The sequence below is a fragment of the Acidithiobacillus ferriphilus genome (genome assembly GCF_028215975.1).
In the GTDB taxonomy this organism is placed as follows: domain Bacteria; phylum Pseudomonadota; class Gammaproteobacteria; order Acidithiobacillales; family Acidithiobacillaceae; genus Acidithiobacillus; species Acidithiobacillus ferriphilus.
The window spans coordinates 1,705,914-1,732,282 of the sequence record NZ_CP116458.1 but is presented as its reverse complement, the minus strand read 5'-3'; the positions used below and the strand labels follow the sequence as shown (position 1 = coordinate 1,732,282).

Annotated in this window: 20 protein-coding genes; 9 read left to right on the top strand and 11 right to left on the bottom strand. The window is 59.1% G+C overall.

The features are described 5' to 3' along the window. Nucleotides 1-80: 80 nt before the first annotated feature. The 6 genes from PJU76_RS08770 to PJU76_RS08745 all read left to right on the top strand — a co-directional run bounded on the left by PJU76_RS08770 (nt 81) and on the right by PJU76_RS08745 (nt 7,961). A complete protein-coding gene (locus tag PJU76_RS08770) occupies nt 81-392 on the top strand; it encodes a PepSY domain-containing protein (RefSeq protein WP_271779217.1) in 312 nt (103 codons plus the stop codon). 89 nt (nt 393-481) lie between these two features. Next, entirely contained in the window at nt 482-1,144 is a 663-nt protein-coding gene (locus PJU76_RS08765; RefSeq protein ID WP_271779216.1) for a response regulator transcription factor, read from the top strand. Further along, a complete protein-coding gene (locus PJU76_RS08760; protein ID WP_271779215.1) occupies nt 1,141-2,454 on the top strand; it encodes a sensor histidine kinase in 1,314 nt (437 codons plus the stop codon). Before PJU76_RS08765 ends, PJU76_RS08760 begins: the two co-directional genes overlap by 4 nt. A 46-nt stretch (nt 2,455-2,500) precedes the next feature. Further along, complete coding sequence (locus tag PJU76_RS08755) at nt 2,501-3,877, top strand: TolC family protein (protein WP_271779214.1); 1,377 nt, start codon at nt 2,501-2,503, stop codon at nt 3,875-3,877. A gap of 2 nt (nt 3,878-3,879) precedes the next feature. Continuing rightward, nucleotides 3,880-4,917 (top strand): efflux RND transporter periplasmic adaptor subunit, encoded by a 1,038-nt coding sequence (locus tag PJU76_RS08750; protein ID WP_271779213.1) that lies wholly within the window; start codon nt 3,880-3,882, stop codon nt 4,915-4,917. Next, nucleotides 4,917-7,961: an efflux RND transporter permease subunit gene (locus tag PJU76_RS08745; protein ID WP_271779212.1), complete on the top strand. Its 3,045-nt coding sequence runs from the start codon at nt 4,917-4,919 to the stop codon at nt 7,959-7,961. Before PJU76_RS08750 ends, PJU76_RS08745 begins: the two co-directional genes overlap by 1 nt. 51 nt (nt 7,962-8,012) lie before the next feature. Here PJU76_RS08745 and PJU76_RS08740 read toward each other — a convergent pair whose 3' ends face one another. Next, on the bottom strand, nt 8,013-8,849 hold the full coding sequence (locus PJU76_RS08740) for a winged helix-turn-helix transcriptional regulator (protein WP_271779211.1): 837 nt from the start codon (nt 8,847-8,849) through the stop codon (nt 8,013-8,015). Nucleotides 8,850-9,102: 253 nt separating this feature from the next. Here PJU76_RS08740 and PJU76_RS08735 point away from each other — a divergent pair, with 253 nt between their 5' ends. Beyond that, nucleotides 9,103-11,073 (top strand): DNA topoisomerase IV subunit B, encoded by a 1,971-nt coding sequence (locus tag PJU76_RS08735; RefSeq protein WP_271779210.1) that lies wholly within the window; start codon nt 9,103-9,105, stop codon nt 11,071-11,073. 17 nt (nt 11,074-11,090) lie between these two features. Next, the gene (parC, locus tag PJU76_RS08730; protein WP_271779209.1) at nt 11,091-13,400 is read left to right on the top strand and encodes a DNA topoisomerase IV subunit A; all 2,310 of its coding nucleotides are present in this window, start codon (nt 11,091-11,093) and stop codon (nt 13,398-13,400) included. A gap of 88 nt (nt 13,401-13,488) precedes the next feature. On the opposite strand, the gene PJU76_RS08725 is transcribed toward parC, so the two are convergent. Beyond that, nucleotides 13,489-14,058 (bottom strand): lytic transglycosylase domain-containing protein, encoded by a 570-nt coding sequence (locus PJU76_RS08725; protein ID WP_271779208.1) that lies wholly within the window; start codon nt 14,056-14,058, stop codon nt 13,489-13,491. Nucleotides 14,059-14,312: 254 nt separating this feature from the next. Between PJU76_RS08725 and PJU76_RS08720 the strand changes: the two genes are divergently transcribed. After that, the gene (locus tag PJU76_RS08720) at nt 14,313-15,002 is read left to right on the top strand and encodes a pirin family protein (RefSeq protein WP_271779207.1); all 690 of its coding nucleotides are present in this window, start codon (nt 14,313-14,315) and stop codon (nt 15,000-15,002) included. Nucleotides 15,003-15,064: 62 nt separating this feature from the next. Here PJU76_RS08720 and PJU76_RS08715 read toward each other — a convergent pair whose 3' ends face one another. From PJU76_RS08715 to PJU76_RS08675, 9 genes are all read right to left on the bottom strand, one after another. Beyond that, nucleotides 15,065-15,631 carry an ANTAR domain-containing response regulator gene (locus tag PJU76_RS08715; protein ID WP_271779206.1) on the bottom strand — a complete coding sequence of 189 codons (567 nt, stop codon included), beginning with the start codon at nt 15,629-15,631 and terminating at the stop codon, nt 15,065-15,067. A gap of 4 nt (nt 15,632-15,635) precedes the next feature. Further along, nucleotides 15,636-15,992 carry a sirohydrochlorin chelatase gene (locus PJU76_RS08710; RefSeq protein WP_271779205.1) on the bottom strand — a complete coding sequence of 119 codons (357 nt, stop codon included), beginning with the start codon at nt 15,990-15,992 and terminating at the stop codon, nt 15,636-15,638. A gap of 9 nt (nt 15,993-16,001) precedes the next feature. Further along, on the bottom strand, nt 16,002-16,787 hold the full coding sequence (cobA, locus tag PJU76_RS08705; protein WP_271779204.1) for a uroporphyrinogen-III C-methyltransferase: 786 nt from the start codon (nt 16,785-16,787) through the stop codon (nt 16,002-16,004). Nucleotides 16,788-16,800: 13 nt separating this feature from the next. Next, nucleotides 16,801-17,832: a DNA-binding protein YbiB gene (gene ybiB, locus PJU76_RS08700; protein ID WP_271779203.1), complete on the bottom strand. Its 1,032-nt coding sequence runs from the start codon at nt 17,830-17,832 to the stop codon at nt 16,801-16,803. After that, on the bottom strand, nt 17,814-20,615 hold the full coding sequence (locus PJU76_RS08695; protein WP_271779202.1) for a nitrate reductase: 2,802 nt from the start codon (nt 20,613-20,615) through the stop codon (nt 17,814-17,816). The genes ybiB and PJU76_RS08695 overlap by 19 nt, the downstream gene beginning before the upstream one ends. Beyond that, a complete protein-coding gene (nirD, locus tag PJU76_RS08690; RefSeq protein WP_215849175.1) occupies nt 20,612-20,932 on the bottom strand; it encodes a nitrite reductase small subunit NirD in 321 nt (106 codons plus the stop codon). The genes PJU76_RS08695 and nirD overlap by 4 nt, the downstream gene beginning before the upstream one ends. Before the next feature lie 10 nt (nt 20,933-20,942). Continuing rightward, the gene (gene nirB / locus PJU76_RS08685; protein WP_271779201.1) at nt 20,943-23,396 is read right to left on the bottom strand and encodes a nitrite reductase large subunit NirB; all 2,454 of its coding nucleotides are present in this window, start codon (nt 23,394-23,396) and stop codon (nt 20,943-20,945) included. Nucleotides 23,397-23,634: 238 nt separating this feature from the next. Then, a complete protein-coding gene (locus tag PJU76_RS08680; RefSeq protein ID WP_271779200.1) occupies nt 23,635-24,873 on the bottom strand; it encodes an alginate export family protein in 1,239 nt (412 codons plus the stop codon). Between the two features lie 22 nt (nt 24,874-24,895). Then, complete coding sequence (locus PJU76_RS08675; protein ID WP_226817479.1) at nt 24,896-26,302, bottom strand: MFS transporter; 1,407 nt, start codon at nt 26,300-26,302, stop codon at nt 24,896-24,898. Between the last annotated feature and the right edge of the window lie 67 nt (nt 26,303-26,369).

Genomic DNA, 26,369 nt, shown 5'->3' with positions numbered 1-26,369 from the left:
TAATTCCGAGGTGGTAGAGTGGGCAACACGGTGGAAGCACAAGCATCCACCAGACCCCAATCTTGGAAAGGAGCGACATCATGGGAATATCAAATAAAGTGGTCATTGGCGTGCTGGGTGTCATTTTGAGCGCAGCATCCCTTAGTGCCTTCGCCTTCACCGGTCAGAATCTGGCGGGTAATGCCAAGGTAACTATCGAACAGGCCCGGACTATCGCCTTGAAGGCGTACCCCGGCAAAATCACGGACGAAGAACTGGAGCAGGAGAAAGGTGGGAGCGGTTTGCGCTATTCTTTCGATATCAAAAATGGCAAAGTCACCCATGAGGTAGGCGTCGATGCCAAAACCGGGGCCGTTCTGGAGAACTCCACCGAAGGCGCGCATCCGGATTGATCACCGGCATTGCGAGAGCCCCGCTTCCTTTTGAGGGGACGGGGTTTTTGGGGTGAGCAAAGTCACCGGGAATATACTGGGACCATCTTATGCGCATTCTCCTTGTTGAAGATGACCGAATGATCGGCGAAGCCGTCACGGTGGCTCTGCAGGATGCGGCTTATGCCGTGGACTGGGTGCGGGACGGCGAAACCGCATTGCGGGCCATCGGCAACCAGGAGCACCAGGCGGTGTTGCTGGATCTGGGTCTGCCCAAGCTGGACGGACGCGATCTGCTGAGAAAGCTCCGGGCCACGGGCAACACCCTGCCCGTTATCATCATCACTGCCCGCGATGCGCTGGCGGACCGGGTCGATGGCCTGGACCTCGGCGCCGACGACTATCTGGTCAAACCCTTTGAAATGGATGAACTGCTGGCCCGCTTGCGCGCCATCATCCGCCGTCAGGGCGGGCAGGCCACCCCGGTACTCAGCAATGGATTGCTGCAACTCAACCTGAGCACCCATGAAGTGCAGCATGGCGATGCACGGGTCCTGCTGACTGCCCGGGAATTCGCACTGCTGCAGGCCTTGTTGCTGCGCCCCGGCACCATTCTCAGCCGTGCCCAGCTCGAAGAGCGCTTATATGGCTGGAATGAAGCCGTGGAAAGCAACACCATTGATTTTCTGATCCACGGCATTCGCAAAAAACTCGGCGCGAAGGTCATCAAAAATGTCCGTGGGGCGGGTTGGATGGTTGCGCGCCAGCCATGACACGTTCTCTGCAAGGCCGTTTGTCCGTCGGATTGAGCATGGCTATTGTGTGTATGGGCTTACTGGCCGGCCTGGCATCGTTCTGGCTCGCCTTTGATGAGGCGCAGGAATACCAGGATGCATCCTTGCGGCAGATCGCGGTCCTGATCCCCCCGGAACATTGGTCGACCGTGGAAAAGCCCGTTGCGACCCCCCTGGATGTGGATCCCGATGCGCGCATTGTGGTGCAAGCCTTAACGACGTCCCAGTCGCCGACCGCACCCTTGCTCAGGCTCCCGATTCACCTGAGCAGCGGCTTCCACACTGTGGACGTGGCTGGCCAGAACTGGCGCGTCTTTGTCCGTCGGGTAGCGCCGGGTAAAAAACTCGCCGTTGCCCAGTCTACCGATGTACGCAGTGACGCCGCTTTCGATAGCGCTCTGCGGACCCTGATGCCACTTTTGCTGCTGGTGCCTTTGCTGATCGTATTCGCCCGCCATCTGGTCCGGCGCAGTCTGGCACCCGTGCATGCCCTGGCCCAGGCGGCAGATGCGCAGAACGCAGAATATCCGGAGCCTTTACCGGCAAGCGAGGTGCCGGAGGAAATCGCACCCTTCCTGCGCGCCATCAACCGCCTGCTGGAACGGGTCAAGCTGCTGATGACCCAGCAACGCCGTTTTGTCGCCGACGCCGCCCATGAACTGCGGACACCTCTGACAGCACTCTCACTACAAGCGCAGAATCTGGAACGGGCGGAATCCCTCGCCGAATGCAAACAACGCCTGCTGCCTCTCAAAAGCGGCCTGGAGCGATCCCGTCATCTGCTCGATCAGTTGTTAAGTCTGGCCCGCCAGCAGGCGGCAGTGGCAGCGCATCAGCCGGTGGACCTTGCCGCTGTCGCCCGTTTGGTGGTGGAAGATCTCTATCCGCTGGCGGAGCAGAAAAACCTCGATTTTGGCTTGGAGCTACAGGGCGTGGTGTGGGTAGAGGGGACGGAAGCGGCGCTGCATAGCCTGCTACGCAACGCCGTCGACAATGCCCTGCGCTATAGCCCGGAAAACGGTGAGGTGACCATCCGAATCCGTAGCGATAGCGAAGAGGGGATCGTGGAAGTCATCGACAGTGGTCCGGGCATTCCTCCAGAGAAATCGCGTAGAGTATTTGATGCATTTTACCGCTTGCCGGACAGCGCGGAAGGCGGTAGCGGCCTGGGTCTGACCATCGCTCGTCATATTGCCGATCAACTCGGCGGACGAATAACACTCAGCTCGCGGAGCGACCGGCAAGGACTGGTTTTTATGTATCGACAGCGCCTTGTCACGTCTCCTTGAATCATAAAACATGGTGGTACCATACCCCTCACGGAGCGCAGGGATCATGTATTCGATTTTTGAGAGATCAGGTTGGTGGCGCTTTGTCGCGCTTCACGGACGCGTCGTCCTTCCTCTGTGCTTTCTGACGGGCTGCGCCAGCTACCACGCACAGCCATTACGCGATCAGCTGCCAACCATGGCGAAGATGGAGCAGGAAATGGCTGCCGCCCTGCGCCACGATCATCCCTCCAGCGCCCAACCGGTAAACCTGCACGCGCCCCTGTCCGGCGAAGATCTCGGGGAAATGGCCGTGTTGCTCAATCCGGACCTGCGGGCGATGCGCGCACAAGTCGGCGTTGCCCAGGCGCAGGTCTTCGCGGCCGGCCTCTTGCCAGATCCGCAGCTTGCCCTGAGCGCCGACCTGCCCAGTAATGTGGCAGCCGGTTACACCAACGCCTACAGCATGGGGCTGAGCTGGAGTCTCGCCAGCCTGTTCACCCGCGCTGCGAATCTGCATATTGCCCGGGCGCAAGCGCAGTCGGTGCAGTATCAGGTGGCCTGGCAGGAATGGATGGTGGCCAACCAGACGCGGATACTGGCCCGGCAACTGTATTATCTGCAGGAGCAAGAGGCGGTGTCGCAACAGGCCGCAGCGACTACGGATCGGCTCTACCGGACCTCGGTCCAGAATCTCCGGTTGGGAGACGCCACCATCACCACCACTTCGTTGCGGCAAATCGCCTGGCTGGACAGTCAGGACCGCATGCTGGCGCTGCGCCGGCAGGTGACTGCCGTGCGGCAGAATATAAATAAAGTGATGGGGTTGCCGCCGAACATGCGGCTTTCCCTGCGGGCGCCGCAAACGCAGCCGGATATTCCCGATGCTGCCCGTTTGGTTACCCTTGCGGATGCCCACCGGCTCGATTTGCTGGCACTGCGCGCGGGCTATCAGGCCCAGGAAGCGCGGGTACGACGTGCCATCCTCGGCCAGTATCCGGGATTTACCATCGGCGTCTCCAGGGCGGCCGATACCTCGAATATCCAGACCATCGGCCCCAGCGTCAGTCTCGATATCCCGCTCTGGAACCGCAATCGCGGCGTTATCGCCGAGTCCGAAGCCACCCGTGCGCAGTTACACGCCGCTTACACCGCCCGCCTCTTTCAGACCCGTGCCGATATCACCGCGCTGGTGGCCGATTTGCACCGGTTGCATCAGGAAATCACCCCGCTGGAGCGGCAGGTGCCGCAACTGCAAAGCGCCGAGCAACGACTGCGGGGTGCGGCGGCGGAGCATAATGTGACTTTGATCGATTATGAGGCGGTACGCAGTCAAGCCCTCGCCAAGAGTCTGCAATTACTGGCCCTGAAGGAGGCTTATGCGGAACAGCAGGCGGCTCTGGCAATGGCGGTGGGCCTGCCTTGGCAACAATGGGGAGGATAGCGGTGACGCGACGGATACCAGGATGGCTATGGGGTGGCTTGGGACTAGGGCTCAGTATACTGGCACTGCCGGTGATGGCGGAGGTATCGGCTCTGGTCCAGTTAACTCCAGCGCGGGTGATGCCCCTGGCGGAGCATTTGCGGGCTTATGGTACCGTGGAATTCGCGCCGGAGGGCGGTCGGACCTTGTCGCTGGAAGCGGAGAGTTTGGTCAGTCAGGTGCTGGTGGCGAATGGCCAGCGAGTACATCAGGGGGAAGTATTGCTGCGGGTGGCGCCGTCCATCAATGACCAGCTCCAGTTGCAGCAGGCGCAGATCGGCGTGCGCTTCGCCCTCACCGACCAGCAGCGTTTGGAATCCTTGCGCGTCAGGCAGCTGGCGACCAATGCCGAGGTGCAGACCGCGCAGCAAACCCTCGCCAGGGCGCAAGCCACCCTCCACGATCTACAGGCGCGTCTCAAGACCCTGCAAGCTGGTGCAGTGCGTGCGCCCATCAACGGCGTTGTCGAAACGGTATCCGTGCACCAGGGCGATCTGGTTCCCGCCGGTCAGCCTTTGCTGCGCCTCAGCACGGGCAACACCCTGCGCATCGTGCTGGGTGTCGAACCGGAAGATCTGCCCCGCGTCAAAGTGGGCGACGCCGTGCAGCTCCGTCCCGTTTACGGCGCCCAGCCCCCGTTATCAGGCAGGATTCGGCAGATTTATTGGCAAGTCGATCCCAAAACACGTCTCACCCAGGTGGTCGTCCCCATGGCCGCCACCCCCAGTCTGCTGCCTGGGGCCATGGTGCGGGCGGAGATCACCCTGGGGCGCCATAAAACTTTGGCTATTCCCGACAGCGCTGTTCTACAGCAGGGCGGTCGCGCTTATTGTTTTGTGGATGTTCATGGCAAAGCGCGGCAGCGCTGGATTGAAACCGGCTGGCGCGAAGCAGGCTGGATTGCGGTCAGCAAAGGACTCCAGGCGGGAGAGCAGGTGGTCAGCCTTGGTAATTATGAACTGCAGGATGGCATGGCCCTGCGTGTGGCGGGGAGATCCTGATGGGTGATTGGCTGCAACGGCACCGCCGTTCTCTGCTTTTCATGCTGGTGGTGTTGGTGCTGGCGGGTTTGTTGGTGGCGTTGAAAATGCCCGTGGCCTTGTTCCCGGATATCACCTTTCCGCGCATCGTGGTTTCCGCAGATTCTGGCAACATGCCCATCGCGCAAACACAAATCGCCGTCACCCGCCCGCTGGAGCAGGCCCTGCGCGCAGTGCCCGGCGTCCAGCGCATTCGTTCCACCACGGCCCGGGGCGCGGCGGAGATCTCCGTGCAGTTTGCCTGGGGTACCAACATGACTTCGGCCCTGTTGCAGGTGGAGTCGGCCGTCAATCGCGCACTCCCGAGGCTGCCGCCCGATACCCGCTTCAGCGCCCGGCGCATGGACCCGACGGTTTTCCCCATCCTCGGTCTTTCCCTGACTTCCGATCGCCTTGATTCTGTGGCCTTGCGCCATTATGCCTACTATGACTTGCGCCCCTTGCTGTTGGCTGTCCACGGCGTAGCACAGGTGGATATTCAAGGTGGTGCGCAGGCAGAATATCAGGTGATCGTTGACCCCATGCGCCTGCAAAGCTACGGCCTGAGTCTCACTGATGTAGAACATGCCCTCGCCAATAGTAATATCATTACTGCGGTGGGACGTCTTCAGCGCCATTACCGCCTTTACCAGATCCTCAGCGAAAGTCCCCTGAAAAATGCTCGGGATATCGGCCACACCATCCTCAAAACCGGCGCTGACGGCGTGGTGGATCTCAGTGATGTGGCGCAAATCCACCCCGGCATAGTTCCCCAGTGGACCACGGTCACCGCCAATGGCAAGCCTGCGGTGTTGGTTAACGTCAAACAGCAACTCGGAGCCAATACGGTGGCGATTGACCGCGCCATACGTACTTTGTTGCGTCAAAACGTCGACAGCATCCCGGCCGGAGTAAAAATCAGCACCTGGTATGACCAGAGCCAGTTGATCACGGCGGCCGCATCCAGTGTCCGGGATGCGATTTTTATCGGAGCCGCACTGGCCGCACTGGTGCTCCTTGCTTTCCTCCGTAATCTGCGGTTGACCTTCATCGTTGCCATCGTCCTGCCCAGTGTGTTGCTGGCCAGTGTGCTGATTCTCTATGTGCTTCATCAGAGTTTTAACATTATGACGCTGGGCGGTATGGCAGCCGCGGTGGGGTTGGTGGTGGACGACGCCGTAGTCATGCTCGAACATATTATGCGGCGCATCAGCGAACACCCTGGGGAGCGTGTGCCGGTGCTGCATTCCGCGTTGGAAATGAGTAAGCCGCTGGCGGGTTCTTCGGCGGCGACGATCGTTATCTTCGCGCCGCTGACCTTTTTGTCCGGAGTGACCGGGGCTTTTTTCCAGGCACTGGCCATCTCCATCTCCGCCGCGCTGATCATTTCCTTTCTGGTCGCCTATCTGGCGGTTCCCATTCTGGCGGATGTGTTGCTGACCAGCCGGGATGCCGAAAGGGCCGAGCGGCCGGGTCGCCTCCTGGGCTGGACCAGTTTGCATTATGGCCAGGTGCTGGAGAAACTCTTGCGACGTCCCATACTGCTAGTACCTGTTTTGTGCGCTTTTCTGGCCCTTGGGGGCTGGTCCTATACTCAGGTGGGCAGTGGTTTTATGCCCTCTATGGACGAGGGAGGCTTCGTTCTCGACTACAAGGCAGCCCCCGGCACTTCCCTCGCCGAAACCGACCGTTTGCTGGACCAGGTGCAGCAGATTTTGGCTAAGACACCGGAGGTGGCGAGCTATTCCCGGCGCACGGGCCTGCAATTGGGGGGCGGTATTACGGAGGCCAATACCGGAGACTTCTTTATTCGCTTGAAATCCCATCGCAGTCGCAATATCTGGCAGGTAATGCAGAATGTACGCGACAAAATTAACAAGCAAGTGCCCGGTCTGCGGGTAGAGACCGGACAGTTGATGGAGGATCTGATCGGTGATCTTACCGCCGTACCGCAGCCTATAGAAATCAAGGTGTTCGGTGCGAATCCCCAGACGTTGGAAAAAGTCGCAGGACAGGTGGCGCAGCGTATCGGGAAAGTATCGGGTGTGGCGGAGGTCTTTAACGGTGTGACCATTGCCGGGGACGCGGTGGATATTCATGTGGATCCGGTCAAGGCGGCGCTGGCGGGAATGACGCCGGGGCAGGTAACCGCGCAGTTACAGGGCCTGATGGAAGGCAGGGTGGTCAGTCTGATTCCCCAGGGGCAGGAGATGGTCGGGGTGCGGGTGCGTGCGCCCCATGATCTCTGGAATGAAATTCGTCGCTTGCGGCAATTACCCATCGTCGCGCCGGATGGCCATTATCTGGCCCTGGGACAGATCGCGCGGATTCAGATCAAGGCCGGACAGGCGGAATTGCAAGCCGAAAATCTGAAGCCGATGGTTGCCGTCACGGCACGCATCGAGGGGCGGGCCATGAGTACGGTCATGGGTGAGGTGCAGGCCCGGCTAGCCCATCTGTCCCTGCCGCAGGGTGTGTATCTGCAATACGGCGGCCTCTACCGGGAACAGCAGAAGGCCATGCACGAACTGGCACTGGTCCTGCTCGCCGCCATTTTGCTGGTGGCGGTTCTGCTGCTTTTTCTCTATGAGCGCTTCACCATCGTCCTCAGCATTCTGGCGACGGCGTTGCTCGCCCTCGGTAGTGTCTTTATCGGCCTCTGGATCACGGGAACGCAACGCAACATCACGGCGATGATCGGCATCACCATGATTGTCGGGATCGTTACCGAGACCGCTATTTTCTTCTTTGCCGAGGCGCAGAGTAGCGACGTCTCCGAACTCGTCAGGGCGGGAAGGGCGCGTCTGCGGCCGGTGCTGATGACGGCCATTATCGCCATACTGGCCCTGACGCCCCTGGCACTGGGCCTGGGCGCCGGGGCGGAAATGCAGGCCCCACTGGCCATCGCCATCATCTCCGGATTGCTGGCGGAATTGCCCCTGGTTCTGGTGGTGATGCCGGGTATCTATGCCGCTCTGGAGGCTTTTAGCCGACGCATGGCGCGCTCCTCCTTAGAAAAACCATAATTATTTATTCATGGAAATGATATATGGGCGTCATATGCTTTTGCTATGCTTTTACTGCGCTGACTGTTCAACCAGGCGGGCAACATGTTTCGGCGGACAGAAGCGATAACCAAAGCCGGGGATGGTCTCCAACCATCTGTGTACCCCCGTATCCTCCAGTATTCTCCGTAATCGGTAAATTTTTACTACCAGCGTATTCGGTGCGATATATATCTTTTTCCCCTCTGCGAGGACTTGGAGAAGCTGGTGATAAGATATCGCTTCATCGGGGTGTGTCACCATATATTCAAAGAGCCGGAAAAGTTGTTTTGGCAGATAAAGTTCCTGATCGAATATCGAAACTCTGCGAGAACGGGGATCTAATTGAATCTGCCCTGGCAACTTTGACAGTTCCATGCGGCGGATAGTTATCTCGTCAGCAAGTCTGCGGAGATGGGCCATCAGGAGCCCTTCCCCGAGAGCCCACGGAATAAAGGCGGTGGCTCCCGCTTCAATCGCGGCGACCGCTATTGATCCACTGTTTGCTTCCGTACCATCTCCTATGACCAGAAAGGGCACTGTTTTATGACCGACATCCCGCAGGCGCCGGAGATGTTCCCGAGAATCATCTGGCCATCCATATACCACAGCGTGGTATATTTCGACACCTTTTGGGAGCCTTTCCACATCCTGCTGGGAGGTAATCCTCTGCACGCGGTAGCCATTTCTTACCAGAGCGTATTCGACCTCCTGCGGACCTGACTGGTGTGCGTTGGGCGCAATCAGAAAAATTCTGCGCTCTTCCGGAGGGATATGAATACATGTTGGCAGATGCAGCCATGCCAGGGTCTCCAGAGCTGCTGCATGGGCGTGTTGTAGATAGATGTTACCTAAGAGAATATTGAACATTAGAATGACTCCGCACTGGTTATCGCTGGATTATTCATATAGTTATGGTAGCCTTCTAATGTGACAATATCGTGTCAATTTTGTGACATTAAGATGACGATCACCAATGAAGCGGCGGCGCGTGTTACCCCAACCCTGAAAACCTCGATAGTGCTACGAGGATGATGAGGCGGCTGCAAAATAGTGGCCGCAGGGCTGCCAATTTGACCAATTCAGCTTTATGATGGAAAGAGAAGGCAGAAGGGAACCGCCATTGAGCTATAGCGCCGAGCAATTTACCGTCCTCAAGGGGCTGGAGCCGGTCAAGTTACGTCCGGGTATGTACACACGAACGACCTGCCCGACCCACATCATTCAGGAAGTGATCGACAATGCCGCCGACGAGGCGCTGGCCGGGCAGGCGACACGCATCGATGTCACCGTCTGTAATGACGGTTCGGTGATCGTCGAAGATAATGGCCGAGGTATCCCAGTGGGCATACCACCCGGCGAATTCCGCCCGGCCGCCGAGTTGGCCTTCACCACCCTGCATGCGGGCGGCAAGTTTGATAAAATGGCCGGGGAGTCGGCGTATCGCTTTTCGGGCGGTTTGCACGGGGTGGGTGTTGCGGTCACCAATGCCTTATCGCAAAGGGTGGAAGTCGAGATCAACACCCGCGATCCTCAGGGAACAGGGAATGGTCGCTATCGGTTGGCGTTTACCCAGGGCGATGTCAGTGAGCCGCTGACCCGACTGGAAGATTGCGGCCCGCGCACCCATGGCACGCGGGTTCAGGTATGGCCGAACGGGCAGTATTTCGACTCGGCCAAAATCAATGTCCGGGAACTCACCCATCTTCTGCGCGCCAAGGCCATTCTCCTCCCTGGCCTGCAAGTGAGCCTCACCCTTCCGGAGCAGGAACCCGTCGTCTGGAAGTACCGCGAAGGTCTGGCGGAATACCTCGCGGAAATCGTCGCTGATCTCGAACTGGCCACGCCGATTTTTTCTGGGGCCTCTTATCAGGATGGAGACACCAATGGTTTCGCCAAAGGGGAGGGCGCCGCCTGGGCCTTGTGCTGGAGTGGCAATGTGATGCCCAACCCGGAAACTTACGTCAATCTGATCCCGACATTGAACGGCGGTACCCACGAGTCGGGTTTCCGGGCCGGGGTCTTTGAGGCCGTGCGCAGTTTTATGGAGCACCACAGTCTCGTCCCCGCCAAGCTCAAACTGGTACAGGATGATGTTACCGGCAAGATGGCTCTGGTACTCTCCGCCCGGGTGCTTGATCCACAGTTTCAGGGGCAGACCAAAGATAAGCTCACCAGTCGCGACGCCCATAAGTTGATGGCGCAGACGGTGCGTGATCCGCTCGAACTCTGGCTCAACAGTCATCCAGATGCGGGGAAGGCGATCGCCGAGTTGGCGATCCAGAATGCCCAGGCCCGGACCCGCGCTGCGCAAAAAATCGAGCGTAAGAAGGGCTCGGGCCTGGCGACACTTCCCGGCAAGCTGACGGATTGTGAAAGTGAGGATATTCAGCGCAATGAGTTGTTTCTGGTCGAAGGAGATTCTGCCGGCGGTTCGGCCAAGGCGGCGCGTGATAAGGAATATCAGGCCTTGCTGCCGTTGCGGGGAAAAGTGCTCAATACCTGGGAAGTGGATGCGGACCAGATCTTCAAAAACCAGGAAGTCCACAATATGGCGGTAGCTCTCGGCATCGAGGCCCACAATTTTCAGGCGGATCCAGATCGGGTGCTGGCGGGGCTGCGCTACGGCAAAATCATGATCCTGTCCGATGCCGATGTGGACGGCAGCCATATTCAGGTGCTGATCCTGACCCTGTTCCTGCGGCATTTCCCGGCACTGTTGCAGCGCGGCCATGTGTTCGTGGTCAAACCACCTTTATACCGGGTAGACGCCACCTGGCGCGGCCGGGTCCGCAAAATCTACTGCGAAGCCGAAGCCGAACGGGACGCGGCAATAGAGCGTTTGCGCACCGAGGGCGTCAAAGAAAGCGCCATCTCGGTGCAGCGTTTCAAGGGCTTGGGTGAGATGAATCCGGATCAGCTCTGGGAAACCGCCATGTGCCCTGATACACGTTCCCTGGTCTCGTTGTCGATGACTGCCACCGATCAGGCTGCTCTGCATACACGCTTCGGTCTGCTGATGGCCAAGCAATCGGCCGCCGGGCGCCGTGAATGGATGGAGCGGGATGGTTGGTCAGCAGAGATTGATATTTAAGGCGAGGGTTTCCAGGCATGACTAACACCCGGGATCTTTTTGATCTCACCGGTAACGAGAAGCTACAGCCTCCCCCATCCGAGGACGCGGAATCGGACTCCATCCAACCTCCCGAGCCGCCGCTCGCGGAATATGCCGCGCGTGCTTACCTCGCCTATGCCATGAGCGTGGTAACCGGGCGGGCGATCCCGGCGCTGGCCGATGGCCAGAAACCGGTGCAACGGCGAATTCTCTATGCCATGCGCGACATGGGGTTGCAACGCTCCCCTAAGCATGTAAAGTCCGCCCGGGTGGTGGGCGAGGTGATCGGCAAATGGCACCCCCATGGCGACACCTCGGTGTATGACGCCATGGTGCGTATGGCCCAACATTTTACCTTGCGCTACCCGGTGGTGGATGGTCAGGGCAACTTTGGCTCCCTGGACGGCGATTCGGCCGCCGCCATGCGCTACACCGAAGCCAATCTGACGCCCATCTCTGAATTGCTGCTGGCAGAAATAGATGAGGGCACCGTCGATTTCCGCAGCAACTATGACGGTACCCTGGAAGAGCCGGTCACCTTGCCCGCCCGCTTACCTTTCCTGCTGATGAATGGGGCCTCCGGCATTGCGGTCGGCATGGCCACGGAAATTCCGCCCCACAATTTGCGTGAATTGGCGCAGGTCTGTGCGGCATTGGTGTTGCGTCCGGATATGGCCGATGACGAGATTGTGCTCCAGATTCCCGGCCCCGACTTTCCTGGCGGTGGCCAGATTATTTCGCCACCCCAGCAAATCCGCGAGGCCTATCTGTCGGGGCGTGGCAGTATCCGGGTGCGTGCCCGCTGGGAGATCGAAAAACTGGCGCGCGGGGAGTGGCGTATCGCGGTACAGCAACTGCCGCCAGGGGTGTCCACCGCACAAATCCTCGCGGAGATAGAAACCCTTTCCAACCCACAGGCCAGAGGGGAGGCTAAGAAAAAGGCGCTCACCCCGGAACAGCAGGCGACGAAAAGCGCCATGCTCTCCCAGATTGATACCGTGCGGGACGAATCGGGCAAGGACCACGCCGTGCGTATCGTCATTGAGCCACGCTCGCGCAACCAGGATCCGCAGAGTCTGATGACATACTTGCTGGCCCGCACCTCGCTGGAATCCAGTCAGTCGGTGAATCTCACGGTACTGGATCTGGATGGCAAAGCGCCGTGCCTGCCGATCACTCGGATATTACGGCAATGGGTGCGCTATCGAGTGACAACCGTACGGCGGCGCAGTCAGTTTCGCCTCGATAGGGCCTTGGCGCGCATTCATATTCTCGAAGGCCGTTTACGGGTACTGCTGGATATCGACGCGGTGATCCGTGTGATCCGCGAGTCCGACGACCCCAGGGCCGACCTCATGGCGCACTTCAATCTCAGCGAGATTCAGGCAGAAGACATCCTGGAAATTCGCCTGCGGCAACTGGCGCGTCTGGCTGGTATTGAGTTGGAAAAGGAACTGGACGATAAGCGGGAAACCGCTGATTACCTCGGCGCACTGCTGCGCAATGAATCGCAGTTGCGCGCCCTGGTTGCAGAAGAAATCACCGCCGATGCCCAGAAATTCGGTGACGATCGTCGCACCCTGCTGGAAGTTGAGGCCGCGATCACCAACAAATCCATCCAGACCATCGCTGCTGCCGTCACGGACGAAGCGGTCACGGTGATCGTCTCCCAAAAGGGCTGGCTGCGTACCCGCTCCGGTCACGGACTGGATACGGCGGCTCTGGGGTTCAAGGAAGGTGATGCCTTGCTGCAAGCCTTCGAGGTGCGATCGGTGGATACGCTGGCCTTGCTGGATAGCGCCGGGCGAGCCTACTCTATCGCGGTCGCGCAAATACCCGGGGGGCGCGGTGACGGCATTCCAGCCTCCAGTCAGGTGGACTTCCAGCGCGGCGCCGGGCTGGCGGCGGTAGCCTGCGGAGCCAGCGACAGCATGTGGTTGGTGGCCGGAACCGGTGGTTATGGATTCCTGAGCACACTGGAAAATATGACCGGCAGGAACAGGGCGGGCAAGGCGTTTTTAACCTTGAACGCGGATGAGCGGCCGTTGCCGTTGGTGCCGGTCACCGACCTTCAGGCCGAAACCCTCTGCTTGTCTTCCGATGGGTATGGTCTCCTATTCCCGCTGGCGGAGGTCAAAAATCTGCCCAAGGGTAAGGGCGTCAAACTGATCGCCCTGGGTGCGTCGGTCACCCTGCAATCCCTGTCGGTATATCGCGAAGGTCAACCCTTGCCGCGCGGGTTGCGGAAAAATCGCATGGAAGCTTGCCGTGGTCGACGGGGAGGGCGGGGCAGGGCGGCGCGTTGAACCTTTTGATCGGCAAAATGATGGCTCGACAAGGCATCGCCCCGTATGTACGAGAGACACGTTGATCGCGTGATTCAGCTCAATTATATCAGGCAGCCAGCGCCATCACCTGTTTTGCGTAGGTGACTGCAGGGATTGGAATGACCCCCTCTGTTACCGCTGTAGGTCCTGCATTGTAAGCCTCCAGCGCCAGGCGCAGTTGACCGTGGAAGCGTGTCAGCAGGCGGCGCAGATAGCGGGCACCGCCGATAATATTGGCACGGGGCTGCCAGGGATTGACGTGTAACACTTTACTGGCGGTCGTGGGCATAAGCTGCATGGGGCCAATGGCACCGGCGCTGCTGATCAGGTTCCGGCCGCGGCTCTCCACATGCACAACCGCGGCGATGAGTTTGCGGGAAAGGCCGGTCTGTTTGGCGGCATAGAGCACGTCGGTGCTGTAAATGCCGGCGAGAAGCCGCCATGCACGGCGCGGCGCGGGTGTTGCTGTAACTTGCGAAGTGGCTGTGCTTGCGTCATGGATAGGCCCCAAGCCATGCAGCAAAGGCGTCGTCATCTTTACGGGGAAGCGTGGGAGGGTGCGCTGGAGGGGCTGTGGGGCGCCAATAAAAAAGAAGCTTAGACCGGCCGTCATGGTGGCGACTAGGAGTTTTTTCAAATCAAAATAACCGAGTTTCCATAAGGGCCATTGTTTATACTCGCATTTATCTGGTATGGCAACTTTTTGAACGAGGTTTGAACGAGGTTGTTAGCCCAAAGCAGTAATGTCCCCTTTGCGTGAGAAGAGTGTCGCGGGTTTGCAGGGCGCAATGGTTACCCAATCGTACCTACTTTACATAAAGAACTTCATGCGGTTTACTGGATGCGCTGAACATCATGGTCAACCAGGGATAGAAGCAGGAGCTTGACGTTATGTGGCAATTACATCGCGCCGAAGAGCGCGGCAGAACCGGGGCAAAGTGGCTGAAAAGCGCGCATAGCTTTTCTTTTGGTGAATATTATAATCCGGAAGCGGTCAGTTTCGGGCCATTGCGGGTGATCAACGAGGATGTGGTTGCTCCCCAGTCTGGTTTTCCTATGCATCCCCATAAGGATATGGAAATCATCACCTATATCCTCAGTGGCGCTCTGGAGCATCGAGACAGTATGGGTAACGGCAGCGTTATCCGCGCCGGTGATGTTCAGTATATGTGTGCAGGAACGGGCGTGCGGCATAGCGAATGGAATCCCTCGGTAGATACGCCGGTGCATTTGCTGCAGATATGGGTATTGCCGCCACAAAACGCTCTACCACCCAGTTATGATCAGCGGCATTTTGCCGACATCGCGAAGCTGAATCGCTGGTGCCTTTTGGCGGCCCCTGATCGCGAGGGTGCGTTAGTGGTGCATCAGAATTTCCGGTTGTATGCCAGCGTACTGGATCAGGGCGCAGAGCTTGGTTATCAGCCGACATCGGCGCGGCGTCTGTATTTACATGTGGTGCATGGTGTAGTGCAAGTCGGAGACCTTCTGCTCGGTGCTGGAGATGCAATCTCCGGCTCCGCGGGCTTGTCGGTGACAGCGACACAAGCGGCGGAGTTGTTGTTGTTTGACCTGCCATAAATGGCGGCCATGGTGTGTCGATTCCATACCAGGGAGCTGAGTGCCGATCTGTTTGGGCGCGGTTACGAGCCGATGGTAATCACCATTTCGGCGATCTCCGCCAATTTTTTGCCCTTATCCATCGCCAGGCGGCGCAAGCGGCGGTAGGCTTCGGCTTCGTCAATCTGCAGATCGCGCATGAGAATACCCTTGGCTTTTTCCACCAGCTTGCGTTCGGAGAGGGCATCTTTGGTGTCTTTGAGTTCTTTGCGTAGCAAGCGGTAGTCGGCATAGCGCAAGGCGGCGACCTTGAGAATGGGGGCGATATCGCGGGCGGAGATGCCGTGGGCGACGTAGGCAGCGACCCCTGCACGGATGGCGCGGCGCATGGTGTCTTCATCCTCGGGAGCGCCGAGAACGACAACCGGAAGTTCTAAGGTCTCGCTGAGAAAGACAATGTGTTCGAGGACGTCGCGCTCCGGCGTGCCGGCTTCGGCGATGATGACGTCGGGTTGCAGTTTTTCCAACCGCTGCCACGAAAGTTCTGTCCAAACAAAAATGTCGGCGACTTGATGGCCTTCTAGATTGAGGGCGTCACGAAGCATTTCCGCGCGCTCCGTATTGTTGTCGATCAGGACGATGCGGTGCATAGGCTCATTGCAGGGCTTGCAGTGCAGCGCGGACGATGATCTCTGATTCGCCGAGAGGGCTATCGATGGTGATTTCGCAGCCAGATAATTCAACCTGAAGTTGGGTGACAAGCGCGGGTAAATCCTCCTGCAGGTGCCTGCCGCTGCTCCAGAAAATTGGCGAAACCCGGTACCGGCGCAAACCGGAAGCGTAGGCCTTGCGCATCGCCTCGGCGAGGCTGGGCGTCCATATTTCCAGATAACAGAGTATGATCTTCCGCTGTGGCTGGCTGGCTTGCAGGCGCATGGCAATAAGCTCGAAGGGTAGTCGCCATTGCGGATTGCGTGAACCGTGGGCCAGCAGGAACTGTACTTGAGACACGAAAACTCCTTAAGGTTGTTGCATTAAGTGGCGCGCAGCATCTTCTGTTTTCGGTAGCCAGGCGCAGAGCTCGGCAAGCTCCACGACCGCGCCGATAATCAGTATGGCCGGGCTGCCGAGTCCGGCACGGGCAATTCCCGCGCTCAGTCGTGCCAAGGGCGCCTGCACTTGTTTTTGCTCCAAGGTGGCCCATTGTACGGCAAGACACGGGGTTTCCGCCGCAAGACCGCCTGCCATAAGATTTGTACAGATGCCGGCCGCCCGTTCGATGCCCATATAGATCACCAGAGTATCAGCCGCCTGGGCGTGGCGCGACCAGTCTGGAGCCTTGCCACCGCGCGCTTCATGGCCGGTGAGGAAGAGTACGGACTGGCTGCGATGGCGGTGGGTGAGGGGCACTCCGGCGTAAGCTGCCGCAGCCATGCCACTGGTGATGCCGGGAATGATTTCGTAATCGACGTTGGCAGCGCGCAGGGCCAGGCATTCTTCACCGCCGCGACCGAAGAGGAAGGGGTCACCGCCCTTCAAGCGTACAATCCTCAGCCCCTGCCGTGCGGCACGGATGAGCTGCTCGTGAATGAACAGTTGTGGCGTCGAGTTTTGGCCACCGCGCTTGCCCACTTCGACCTTGCGGCAATGGTCCGCCGCCATGTCGAGGATACGCGGGTTGGCGAGGGCGTCATAGAAAATGATCTCGGCCTCGGCAATACGTCGCGCCGCTTTGAGGGTGAGCAGTTCGGGGTCGCCGGGACCTGCGCCGACAATGGAGACCGGAGGGAAGGAGGGTTGATGCATGGGGCTTCTCCGGTTATGCCGCATCGTGGGAAAGGATTTGAGAAAGGTGGGTGCGGGCGCTGTCCACATCGGCGCAGCGGCCGCTGAGGCAAAGCAAGCAAATTACCTGATCGGCTAGCGCCGGGGGCAAGGGAGCGTGTCCGGTGAGCACCTGTGCCATGAACCGGCAGGTAGCACTGACGCCCTGATCATCAGGCAAGACCGGGATCTGGAGTAGTGGCTTATCGTCTTTAGCCACCCACAGAGTGCATTCTCCCGCTAGGCAGGTATGCAGATCGGGGCGGCGTTTGGGGTTGGCGAAAGGTTCGCCTTCGGTGCCGCGCAGACAAAGAGCGCGACGCCCTGTTGCGGTAAAAAAAGCCTGCAGAAGCGCCAGATAGGGTGGATGGGTAACCCCGGCGCAATGTACCGCAGGCGTCCGGAAGGGATTCATGAGTTTGACGACCGTATGTACGCTGGAGCGAACGCCGAGTTGCTGACGGAGTCGAAGCATTCGCCCGAGGCCTGGACAGAGCTGTTCCACGGGCAGGTAACTGAGCCCTTGCTGCCGCAATTGGGTGCCCGCCTGCACATTGTCCTGGGCGATGGGGAGGCCAAATGCAGTAAGAATCCGTGCCGTGCCGACCCGCCCGGAAGGGTCATGGTCGCTCAGTGTCATGGCACTTTCCATGCTGCCGGCATGCAGGCCATGCAGCAATACTGGTACGCCGCAACGGGCGAGGATGCATGCCAGCAAAGGCAGCAAATTGGCCCCACGCCGAGTCCCATTGTAGCTGGGTAAAATGACCGGCTGACAAGCACTGTCGAGAACAATGGGCCGCAGGCTGGCCTCGCTGGCGCGAACGAAGCCACGCAACTCGTCCACGGATTCGCCCTTGATACGATACGCCGTCCACAGCGCACCGGCGCTAAGATCAGGAAGTGTGCCCGCCAGCCAAGCGGCGAAGAGGGCCTGGGCTTCTTCCAGAGATAAGTCCTCAGCATGTTCGCGGCCCCGCGCCACACGGCCGACGAGTTGGGGCAGATTCAGAGTTGGGGCGCGCATGAGGCCTCCCGGCGCATGAGGCGGATGATGTCGAGGATTTCCGGTTTGCAGGAGCCGCATTCGCCGCCCGCACCGCAAGCCTGGGCGATCTGGCCAAGGGTAACGGCGCCCGCGGCAACGTGTTGCTGCAGAATGCGTTCATCCACCCCGGTGCAGGCACACACTCCCCGTGAGCGCACCCAGGTGCCCATGTCGGTGGGGACTTTGGGAGCAAAAAGGGCATGCCGGTAAGAATGCACATCGGCGGCACTGAGTAATAGTTCGCGCAACCAGTCACGGGTGACGTCTTCCCCGAAGAGACGCGCGGCATAAAGCTGATCCTGCCGAATGCAGAGGCGTTTGCGTATGCCCCGGCGGCCATCGTCATAGTCGATGATGTCAAGGCTGTCCATGCTCAGGGCCTGATCCCAGGCCTGGATATCACTGGCCGCCGGGGCCTGTTCACCGGCGATGCGAAGAATGAAGCCCTCGCGTTCGCCCCGGCGCATGCGAGCGAGGCTGGCGTAGGGGAACTGGCGGGCGATCTGTTGGGCGGCATGGAAATACGCGTCTTTGTCCAGCAAGCGCAGAATCGTACCTTGCCAGGGGAATAACACCGGCTCTACCCGTACAGCCGTATGTTTGAATTCCGGCTCGCCGGAAATGGGATCAATGGCTGCGAGAGTCAGTTGATTGCAGAGGGCGGCGGGGGCGTAGCGGCGCCCGAAATGCATAGGGGCGAAAAGGAGTCCCGGCTGCAGATCGGCGTTGACCCTCACCCTGAGAATATTATTGCCGCGTCGGCTGCTGACTTTGGCCAGCATGTCGTTATCGAGATTCAGGCGCCGCGCATCGTCCGGCTGTATTTCGAGAAAGGCTTCTGCGTCGCTGGCGAAGAGGGTGGCCACTTTGCCAGTGCGGCTCATGCTGTGCCAATGATCCCGCAAGCGGCCGGTGGTCAGGCGTAAGGGATAACGTGCGTCGATTTCTTCGGCAACCCCCAGATATTCGGGATCACGGAAATGGGCGCGGCCACTTGGTGTGGGGAAAACGCCGTCGGCGTACAGGCGCGCTTGCCCGGCTACGGCGCCTTCTGGATAGGGCCACTGCTGCGGTCCCTGATTGTCCAATACGGAGAAGTCGAGACCAGTGATGTCCAAATCCCGGCCCCGGGTGCATTCCCGGTATTCCAGAAAAATACTGGTGGAATCGGCAAAGTTGAACATGCGCTGGGCACGTGCAGCCCAAGAGGCATCTTTTGCGCTTGGTAGTGGATGGTTGAGGGCATCCAGGGCGTCACCGAGAATAAAGGCGAAATCGCGGAAGATCATCCAGTCGGGCAGGGCGCTGCCCGGTGCGGGAACTGCGGTTCGCAGATGGGTGATGCGCCGTTCAGAGTTGGTCACCAAAGCTTCGCGTTCACCCCAACTGGCAGCGGGGAGCAGGAGATCCGCATAGGCGGCAGTTTCGGTGCCCAGAAAACTGTCCTGCAAGACGACGAGACGGGCTTTTTCGAGAGCGCGCTGCACTTGTGTTTGGTCCGGCATGGACAGTACCGGGTTAGTGCAGGTGATCCAGACAGTCTCGATCTCCCCGCGTTCCAGCGCCTGGAATAGGGGTACTGCGGTGTAGCCGGGCTGTGGATGCAGGCTTTCCACCCCCCAGAGTGCGGCGATTTCTGCCCGGTGCTCGGGGTTGGCAATTTCGCGATGACCGGGGAGGAGTGCGGGCATGCCACCGGTCTCACGTCCGCCCATGGCATTGGGTTGTCCGGTCAGACTGAAAGGACCGGCGCCCGGTCGGCCAATTTGTCCGGTGGCCAGATGCAGGTTGATGAGAGCAACGTTTTTATCGGTGCCATGACTGGATTGATTCAAGCCCTGACACCAGAGGGAAAGGGCGGCGGGCGCCTGGCCGAAGGCTATTGCCGCGGCACGCAGGTCGGCAACCGGAATGGCGCAGGTTTCCGCTACCCATTGCGGGGTATAGTTCTGCACCCGCGCCTTGAGTTCTTCCCAGCCCTCAGTATGGGTCTCAATAAAGGCCCTGTTCAGGAACCCTTCCCAGATCAGAATGTGCAACATGCCGTGAAACAGCGCCACATCGGTGCCCGGCTGAATGGGCAGAAAAATATCAGCGATGGCGGCGGTCGGTGTGCGCCGCGGATCGACAACGATAATCTGCAGTTCCGGGCGGCGTAACTTCGCGGCCTCGATCCGGCGGAACAGTATCGGATGGGCGTAGGCGACATTAGCACCAACAATAAACAGGCAATCAGCGCTGTCGAAGTCCTCATAACCGCAAGGCACAGAGTCCATGCCGAGGCTGGATTTGTAGCCCGTTACCGCAGACGCCATGCAGAGCCGCGAGTTGGTGTCGATATGATTGGTGCCGATAAAGCCTTTGGCCAGTTTGTTGACGACATAATAGTCCTCCGTCGATAATTGCCCGGAGACATAAAAGGCCACGGCCTGGGGGCCTTGCGTATGGATAATTTCCGCCCAGACCTTCGCCACCTGCGTCAGCGCCTCCGGCCAGCGCAGGGGCGACCAGTTTTCGTTGCCGCGCTGGTGTTGCAGGGGTTCGCGGGCGCGATCATCCCCCCGGCTGGTCAAATGCAGGTTGCTGCCCTTGCTGCATAGTTGCCCAAAATTGGCAGGGTGATCCGGGTCGCCGCGCACGCCGGTAATGTGCTGGCCATCATGCTCAATGATGACGCCACAGCCAGTCCCGCAGTAGGGGCAAGCCGATTTGCTCTCTAGACGGCGCAATGGTTGCCCGCTCTGCGGGCGGATCAAGGTCATGGTGTCACCCCCTCCAATCCCAGCCAGACCTGTCGGCCTTCGATTTTCACCGGAAAAGTCTTTACGCAACCATGGTCTGGCGCCATCGCCTCGCCTTTTTCCAAATCAATCTGCCAGTTATGCAGCGGACAGAACACGATTTTTCCAGAAATGAAGCCTTCAGACAATGGCCCGCCACGGTGCGGGCAGTGATTGCTGACGGCGAAAATCTTGTCATTTTCGTTGCGCAGGATGGCGATTTGTCCTTGGGGGGTATCCACATAACGACCACCAAGGGCGGGGATTTCTTCTATGCTGCCAAGTGCCAACCATTCCATGGGGATCACCTCAAGCAGGGATGCGGCGCAAGGGCGCGGCGTGAATGTTCAGGCAACCGGAAACCGCTTCCGCCCAAGGATCTTTTTCCTGGGACAGGGCGAAATCCAGGCGTGCGGCGAGCTGTTGGCGGGACGCCACATCCACCACCACAACGGCTTTTATGTGGTCCAGGCCGACCCGTTCCACCCAGGGCGCGGTACGCTCCAGATATTGGGCATCTTCCCGGTACATTTGCAGAAAGGCCTTAGCCATTTCCAGCACTTCATCATGGGTTTTGACCTTGCAGAGGAGTTCAGCGGCACGCACCTTCATGCCGCCGTTGCCGCCCACGTAAAGTTCCCAGCCCGAATCGACGCCGATGATGCCAAAGTCCTTGATGGTGCTCTCAGAACAATTGCGCGGACAGCCGGAGACAGCGAGCTTTACCTTGTGTGGTGCCCACATGCGCTCTAGCCCCTTCTCCAGTTCGATGGCCAGGTGGGTGCTGTCCTGCACCCCGAAGCGGCAGAATTCAGTACCCACACAAGATTTTACGGTACGCAGGGCCTTACCGTAGGCGTGCCCCGAAGGCATGCCCAGTTCCGCCCAGATTTGCGGCAAGTCTTCCTTTTTCACGCCGAGCAGGTCGAGACGCTGGCCACCGGTAAACTTCACCATCGGCACGTTATGGCGTTCCGCCACTTCGGCGATGCGCTTGAGCTCCGCAGGACTGGTTACTCCGCCGTAAATACGGGGAATCACTGAATAGGTGCCATCTTTCTGAATGTTGGCATGGGCACGCTCGTTGATGAAGCGAGACTGGGCATCGTCCAGACCCTCTGCTGGCCAGGCGGTGCGCACGTAGTAATTCACCGCCGGCCGACAGGTGGCGCAACCGCCGGGGTGCCGCCAGCCCAGACGGGCGAAAGTCTGCCGTACGGAGAGGAGCTTTTGCTGGATAATGGCATCGCGGATCTCTTGATGGGTGAAATCGGTACAGCCGCAGAGCGCCTTTTTTTTCGGGCTGCTGTCATAAAAACCGCCAAGGGTGCTGGCTAGTAACTGTTCCACCAACCCGGTGCAGGAACCGCAGGAGGCGCTGGCCTTGGTGCATTTGCGCACCTCCTCCAGTGTAAACAGGCCTTGCTCGCGGATAGCTCTGACGATACTGCCCTTGGCTACGCCATTACAGCCGCAGATCTCGGCCCCGTCGGCCAGTCGCGAAGCCTGGTTTTCACCGGCGTGACCAGAATTGCCCAGATGGGTTTCGCCGAAAACAATATTGTCGCGGAAGGCGGAGACGTCCGTGCCATCGCGCATGAGCTGAAACAGCCATGGACCGATGCTGGTATCCCCATACAGCAAACCGCCGACCACCTTGTTGTCCTGTAAAATAACTTTCTTATAGATACCCTGATTGCCATCCAACAGGGTAACCTCCTCAAACCCTTCGCCCCCCATAAAGTCCCCGGCAGAAAACAGTTCAATTCCCGTGACCTTGAGTTTGGTACTGGTGACCGAGCCCTGATAACGCATCCGCCCGTACTCGGCGAGATGATTGGCGGCCACCTTGGCCTGTTCAAACAGCGGCGCTACCAGCCCGTAAGTCTGACCACGGTGCTGCACACATTCGCCGACGGCATAAATGCGAGGGTCGTATGTTTGCAGGGTGTCATTGACCAGAATGCCGGTCTCGCATTGCAAACCTGCAGCCTGGGCGATGGCAATGCGTGGTTTGATGCCGATAGTCATCACCAGCACGTCCGCCGAAATTGCGCTGTCATCGGTAAAACGCAGGCCGGTGACGTGGGTATCACCGAGTATCTCGGCACTTTCCTTGTCGAGCAGAAAACGCACCCCACGGTCCTCCATGGCCTTCTGCAGCAGGGCACCGCCACGGGCATCCAGTTGCTTGTCCAATGGCCAGGCACGACGATGCACCACGGTCACTCCCATGCCCCGCGCGCGTAGTCCGTGGGCCACTTCCAGTCCCAGCAGGCCGCCACCGATAACCACCGCTTCACCACCCAGCTCGCTGCTGTGGGTGAGTTCTTCTACATCGGACATATCCCGGTAGCTGAATACTCCGGGCAGGTGGTTGCCGGGAATGGGTGCAATAGCCGCTGCCGCTCCGATGGCTAACAACAGACGATCGTAAGGCGCGGAGCATCCGTCTTCGGTCAGCACTTGTCGCTTCACCCGATCTATGGCTGTCACTCGGCTTCCGGTATGTAGAGTAATTCCGTGTTCCGCATACCAACCCAGCGGGTTGAGAATGGTTTCTTCCAAGGCCATCTCCCCGGCGAGCACCGGAGTGAGGAGAATCCTGTTGTAATTGGGATGGGGCTCATCCCCAAAAATGGTAATCTCGTAGAGTTCCGGCGCCATTTTCAGCAGTTCTTCGACGGCGCGAATACCCGCCATGCCGTTGCCGACCACCACCAGACGCGCTTTGCGATGTTGTACAGCTACGGGGTTCATCATTTTAAGGCTCCCGAAATAGAAAAAAGGCGTCGTCAGCCGAATTGCTGACGACGCCTTTGCCGTTTTGCACTATAACGATCATTGGGGATCGCGTTGTGAATTATTAAAGCAACAGTCGTGCCTGATTTCATGGCAAATAAAAACAGATAATTATGGTATACGCTGCTGTGCCATGCCATATTATGGTGCGACCGCTGGTGCAGTTGCATTAAAATGGCGCAATTGGGCGACGCTGCGGCTAGAATTTCGCCGTCACGAAAATCCAAGCGCCCTCGGTATTCACTCCGTAACTGGTGCGCCGGTAATCCGCGTACTGCACTCCGGCACCCCAGTGTTTGGAAAAACTGCGGGTGGCCGACAAATCCAGCTCGTACCCGTATTGAGCACCCCCGCGGTCGGCCTGAAAATCGTAATAAATGGCCGCCAGTCGGGTGCCCATGAGTCTACCGCCGAGGGTGCAGTACAGGCTGCGCAAACCTTTGGGCGGCGTGACCAGAAAAACTTCTGCCCAGCCATTAAAGGCATGTTTGGTGGCGAGCGGCGTTTGAAAGCCGTAACTGCCCTGACTATTCGTCCCCATGACCATGTAGTCGGCATGCAGCCAGATCTTCGGCAGCGCCAGACCGGCACCAACGTGATAATACTGGGCATTCACCGCCGCACCCCCGCTGTCATAAGGCAACTGTTTGGCATAGCTCAGGTCGTAGGGCAGATGCAGAGCGTCCCCCAGAGGAATGGCGCCCTGCACCCGTACGCCCAGCGTAGCGCTGTTACAAACCTGCGCATTACCCGCCAGAAAACATGCCGCCGCTCCGGGAATGGCGCTATGCGCCTGATTCCCATAGCCATAGCCGAAGGCTTGCGCATGTAGTAAGGGGGATGGTGTCCAGCTCATCTCACTGAGAAAGGTTCGCGATGGCACATTTTCATTGAGGATGTTTTTGATCCGCCATATATAAGCCCCGTAAAGCGTCAGATCGGGCAGTGCTTCGTCCTGCGCCGAGACAGCATCAAAACTCTGCGGCGTCTGCCGAAAACCCACCGCACCAACAAAGCGTTCGTCATCGAGATTGATTTTCTGACGGCCGGCGCGCAGGCGCAGACCGGGAATGCCCGCATACTGGAGATAGGCCTGGTTGACGTTGGTTTCCTCTGGATCGGGAATCAGTGAATAGGCTGCTTTACCGTTTTTCAGGCTGTTGTACTGATTGACGATCCCGGCCACATTGATGAACTGCAGATCGGCGCTGATCCCGGCGACGGGCTTGCTCGCCAGACCGAGCAGGGTTTGCACCGTGAAGGCACTGGCGTCGTTTTTGTTCGCCTGAGACATGAATTCATAGCGCGGACGAAAGTCGAGGTTGACCTGGCCACCGCTGATGGCATTGGCCAGGGTGTCTGCCTGAGCGGTGCTGGCCAGCAGGGCGAAGAGGGTGGCAGAGTAATGACGACGTCGATGTAAAAATGACTGCGACATGGGTTTCTCCGGTATTTTAGGGTTAGTCGCTTATGGCCGCCGCGTTTTGCAAAGCGGGGGGGCTGACGGCATCCGGAGCGGCGACTTCATGTCGTGCCCAGGGTAGCCAGTGGCGGCGCATGGCCAGCACCAGTCCCAGCGCCGTCGTCGCGAGGAGGGCGAAGCAGGCGAAGCCAAGGTGATAGGTCCCTGTTTCTTCCTTGGCGATGCCAAGGATTACCGGCAGATAGAAGCCACCAATCCCGCCCGCCGCGCCAATGATGCCCGTCATGATTCCGGTCTTCAGCGGCCAGCGCAGGGGTACCAGTTGAAAGGTCGCGCCATTGCCCAGCCCGAAGCAGGCATAAAGGAAGAGCAGCAGGGCCACGGCCACGGTTGGCGACGGCGTCCACAGGGCAAAAGCGGCGTCCGTCAGCGCGATGCCGCCGAGAAACCAGCGCAGGGCGATGACCCCGGAAACCCGGTCGGCTAACATCCCGCCCAAGGGCCGCAACATGGCACCGGTGAAGGCAAATAGCGCCATCAACATACCCGCCTCGATTTTTGGCAAATGATACAAAGATACCAGCAACAGACTGATGTAGGAGGACATGCCCACGAAACCGCCGAACGTGATGCTGTAGATGAGGATGATGACCCAGGTGTCGCGCTCTCGGAGGGCTAGGCGGTAACGCTGCGGTAGCACCGAACCCGCGAGCAGCACTCCGAAGACTGGCAGCATCAGCAGCGCAGCCTTGCCGTGTAGTCCGAGCCAACCCAGCGGTGTCGCCACCGCCAGAAAGGCCAGTCCGGCCAGTGTTGCTGCAAAACTGGCCAGCGCCTGTCCGACGTGCCCGCTTTTCGGCGCGTTGTCCTTACCCCAGAAGAACATCATTACTCCGGCCAGTGCCAACAGGGGCAAAGCGGCGGCCGTAGCGTGCGCCCAGCCGAACTGGGCGGCCAGCGGCGGAAACAGAAAGCCATCCAGTACCGCGCCAATGTTACCGGCCGCCGCGATCCCCAGGACCGTCCCCTGTACCTTGGCGGGATAATTGCTCCCCGCCATCGGCAGCGCCACCGCAAAACTGGCACCTCCCACACCGAGCAGAATGCCGAGGACAATCAGCAGGGAAAAGCTTGGTGCCAACGGATAAAAAAGCAGGAAAAGCGGCGGAATGGCCGATAGGGCAATGCCGCCCAGTGCTAGCCAGCGCCCGTCCATGGTCTGATAGAGATTACCCATGGCGACGCGTAGAATCGCTGCCGCCAGTACCGGGACGGCGACTAGAAAACCCTGTTCCGCAGGGGTGAGTCCCAAGGTCTTGATCATGTACGGCGCGAGGGGACCGTAGAGCAGCCAAACCGTAAAACCAGTATCGAAATAGAGAAAGCTGGCAACCAGCGCCCGCCAGTTGCCGGTGCGCAGCAGCGTCAAAAGTTCTTTCATCATGACCTCCTTGAAGGCAGAGTGCTGGACATGAAAAAAGGCGCTCCTGGCTGGTGGGCCAGGAACGCCT

Bases quoted from the DNA above. Each gene is read 5' to 3' on its own strand.
- PJU76_RS08695 (WP_271779202.1), bottom strand. From the start codon at position 20,615: ATGACCTTGATCCGCCCGCAGAGCGGGCAACCATTGCGCCGTCTAGAG.
- PJU76_RS08675 (WP_226817479.1), bottom strand. From the start codon at position 26,302: ATGATGAAAGAACTTTTGACGCTGCTGCGCACCGGCAACTGGCGGGCG.
- PJU76_RS08680 (WP_271779200.1), bottom strand. From the start codon at position 24,873: ATGTCGCAGTCATTTTTACATCGACGTCGTCATTACTCTGCCACCCTC.
- PJU76_RS08760 (WP_271779215.1), top strand. From the start codon at position 1,141: ATGACACGTTCTCTGCAAGGCCGTTTGTCCGTCGGATTGAGCATGGCT.
- PJU76_RS08715 (WP_271779206.1), bottom strand. From the start codon at position 15,631: ATGCACCGCATCGTCCTGATCGACAACAATACGGAGCGCGCGGAAATG.
- cobA (WP_271779204.1), bottom strand. From the start codon at position 16,787: ATGCATCAACCCTCCTTCCCTCCGGTCTCCATTGTCGGCGCAGGTCCC.
- PJU76_RS08770 (WP_271779217.1), top strand. From the start codon at position 81: ATGGGAATATCAAATAAAGTGGTCATTGGCGTGCTGGGTGTCATTTTG.
- ybiB (WP_271779203.1), bottom strand. From the start codon at position 17,832: ATGCGCGCCCCAACTCTGAATCTGCCCCAACTCGTCGGCCGTGTGGCG.
- parC (WP_271779209.1), top strand. From the start codon at position 11,091: ATGACTAACACCCGGGATCTTTTTGATCTCACCGGTAACGAGAAGCTA.
- PJU76_RS08745 (WP_271779212.1), top strand. From the start codon at position 4,917: ATGGGTGATTGGCTGCAACGGCACCGCCGTTCTCTGCTTTTCATGCTG.
- nirD (WP_215849175.1), bottom strand. From the start codon at position 20,932: ATGGAATGGTTGGCACTTGGCAGCATAGAAGAAATCCCCGCCCTTGGT.
- PJU76_RS08740 (WP_271779211.1), bottom strand. From the start codon at position 8,849: ATGTTCAATATTCTCTTAGGTAACATCTATCTACAACACGCCCATGCA.
- PJU76_RS08720 (WP_271779207.1), top strand. From the start codon at position 14,313: ATGTGGCAATTACATCGCGCCGAAGAGCGCGGCAGAACCGGGGCAAAG.
- nirB (WP_271779201.1), bottom strand. From the start codon at position 23,396: ATGATGAACCCCGTAGCTGTACAACATCGCAAAGCGCGTCTGGTGGTG.
- PJU76_RS08765 (WP_271779216.1), top strand. From the start codon at position 482: ATGCGCATTCTCCTTGTTGAAGATGACCGAATGATCGGCGAAGCCGTC.
- PJU76_RS08755 (WP_271779214.1), top strand. From the start codon at position 2,501: ATGTATTCGATTTTTGAGAGATCAGGTTGGTGGCGCTTTGTCGCGCTT.